The sequence below is a fragment of the Ruminococcus callidus ATCC 27760 genome (genome assembly GCF_000468015.1).
Classification (GTDB): Bacteria; Bacillota; Clostridia; order Oscillospirales; family Ruminococcaceae; genus Ruminococcus_C; species Ruminococcus_C callidus.
Map to the genome: position 1 here is coordinate 1 of NZ_KI260400.1, position 2,773 is coordinate 2,773.

General features: G+C 51.3%; 2 protein-coding genes. Both read right to left on the reverse strand.

What is annotated here, in order from left to right; translation table 11 throughout:
- Positions 1-115 precede the first annotated feature (115 nt).
- Positions 116-2,572: a glycoside hydrolase family 94 protein gene (locus RUMCAL_RS07525; RefSeq protein WP_021682099.1), complete on the reverse strand. Its 2,457-nt coding sequence runs from the start codon at positions 2,570-2,572 to the stop codon at positions 116-118.
- Positions 2,553-2,773: hypothetical protein (locus tag RUMCAL_RS16245; RefSeq protein ID WP_021682100.1), on the reverse strand; the 221-nt coding region annotated here is incomplete at its 5' end. The genes RUMCAL_RS07525 and RUMCAL_RS16245, both read right to left, overlap by 20 nt.

Below are 2,773 nucleotides of genomic sequence, written 5' to 3' on the forward strand. Positions count from 1 at the left end.
CTGTCGCACAATCTTTGTGCGGTATTGCCTAAAAACAAAGAGGGACTGCCACGAAAAATGGCAGTCCCTCTTTTTGAAAAGGAAATAGGGATATATTATCTCAGGGAAACTCAGCTTAGCCCATAACCACTTCTACTGCGTGGCTCTTGCCGTCGCTGAATACCGGCAGTACGTTGCCCTCGATTGCCTTGCCGTCTACAGTTACCGATACAACGCCCTTGCAAACGTGGTTCGGATTCTTGACGGTGACATCATAGGTTGCACCGCGGAACTGTCTGGAAATGGTGAAGCCGTCCCATTCGTGGGGGATCGACGGATCGATCTTCAGACCGTCCCAATCCGGAATGACACCCAGAATGTACTGGGAAACTGCTACGAAGTTCCATGCAGCAGTACCGGTCAGCCAGCTGTTCTTTGCTTCGCCGTGACGCTTTGCGTCCTTACCTGCGATCATCTGAGCGTATACATACGGCTCGGTGCGGTGCAGGTCGGAGTACTTTTCTTCACGATATGCCGGAGCGATCTTGCTGTAGTATTCGAATGCCTTATCGCCGTGACCAACAAATGCTTCTGCACAGATGATCCATGCATTGTTGTGGCAGAAGATACCAGCATTTTCCTTGTAGCCTGCCGGATAAGTAGAGATCTCACCGTATTCGATGTAGTACTTGGTGAATGCCGGCTGGTTCAGAACCAGACCGTGTGTAGAGTTCAGGTACTTGTCTACGCTCTCCAGAGCCTTCAGGTCTGCACCGGTTTCCTTACCGACGCCGCCCATAACCGCGAAGCCCTGCGGTTCGATGAAGATCTTGCCTTCTTCACATTCGTGAGAGCCCATCTTCTTGCCGAAGTCATCATATGCACGCAGGAACCATTCGCCGTCCCAGCCGTATTCCATGATATTCTTCTTCATCTGGTCGATGGCAGCCTGTGCCTTGGCAGCACCAGCCTCGTCACCCTTCTTCTTGCACATTGCCACATATTCCGGACCTGCATAGGTGAACAGAGCAGCAACCATGACAGATTCTGCAACCTTGGAATACTTATCCTCGCCGTACTTCGGAGAAGTAGAGGTCTGGAAGGATTCGCCCGGCTCGTCAGAGAAGCAGGACAGGTTGATGCAGTCGTTCCAGTCTGCACGCATTGCCAGCGGCAGTCCGTGAGGACCAACGTTTTCTACCACATGGAAGAAGCTCTTTTCCAGATGATCCATCATGGTCTTTGCCTTGGATTCGTCGTTGTCATACGGCACCATAGCGTCCAGAATGGAGTAGTCACCGGATTCCTTGATGTATGCAGCTACAGACAAGATCATCCACAGCGGGTCGTCAGAGAAGTCGCCGCCGATCTCGTTGTTGCCCTTCTTGGTCAGAGGCTGATACTGGTGATAGCAGCCGCCGTCTTCCAGCTGTGTGGAAGCCAGATCGATCAGACGCTCCCTTGCTCTGTCCGGAATCTGGTGTACGAAGCCCAGCAGGTCCTGATTGGAGTCACGGAAGCCCATACCACGGCCGATACCGCTTTCGAAGTAAGAAGCGGAACGGGACATGTTAAAGGTAACCATGCACTGATACTGGTTCCAGATGTTGACCATGCGGTTCATCTTGTCGTCCGGTGTCTTGACGCTGTACTTGGACAGCAGAGCGTCCCACATTGCCTTCAGTTCAGCCAGTGCAGCAGCAACCTTTTCCGGTGTGTTGTACTGTTCGATCATCTCGTATGCACGGGACTTGTTCATGCTGCCGTCAGCGTTCCACTTCTGATCCTTCGGGTTTTCTACATAACCCAGAATGAAGATCAGCTGCTTGGATTCGCCCGGAGCCAGTGTGATTTCCTTATAGTGGGAAGCCACCGGCGACCAGCCGTCTGCTACGGAGTTGGAAGCCTTGCCTGCTGCAACGACCTGCGGATTCTCGAAGCCGTTGTACAGACCGAGGAAGCTTTCCCGATCGGTGTCGTAACCGTCGATTGCATCGTTTACAGTGTAGAATGCGAAGTGGTTGCGGCGTTCCTTATATTCGGTCTTGTGGAAAATGGTAGAGCCTTCGATTTCCACTTCACCGGTGTTGAAGTTTCTCTGGAAGTTGGTGGAGTCGTCCTGTGCGTTCCACAGACACCATTCAATGAAGGAGAACAGCTTGATCGTCTTTGCCTCGCTGCCCTCGTTCTTCAGAACCAGACTCTGGATCTCGCCGTTGTAGTTCTGGGGTACGAAGAAAGTCACTTCTGCGGAGATGTCGTTCTTCTTACCGGAGATCACGGTGTAGCCCATGCCGTGACGGCAGGTGTAAGCGTCCAGATCTGTCTTTACCGGCGACCAGCCCGGCGACCATACGGTTTCGCCGTCCTTGATGTAGAAGTAGCGACCGCCCATGTCTACCGGTACGTTATTGTAACGGTAACGGGTGATTCTGCGAAGACGGGCATCTTTATAGAAGTGATAGCCGCCTGCGGTGTTAGAGATCAGAGAGAAGAACTCCTGTGTACCGAGGTAGTTGATCCACGGGTACGGAGTCTTCGGATTCTGAATGACGTATTCTTTGTTTGCGTCATCAAAATAGCCAAATTTCATGAGGGAACTCCTTTTCGTAAAATAGTAAGATTACCGAAACGTCAGGTATACCCCCCTCACGTCCGGTTAGTACTTTTATTATAGCATAGGAACAAGCAAAATACAAGTACTTTTTTACAATTTTACACAGATTTTTTGATAGTGCCACGGAATTCATCAGAAAGCTCTTGGGCAATACCGCACAAAGAGCGTCTGGCGACT

Coding starts and splice junctions, on each gene's coding strand:
- RUMCAL_RS07525 (WP_021682099.1), bottom strand. CDS start 2,572: ATGAAATTTGGCTATTTTGATGACGCAAACAAAGAATACGTCATTCAG.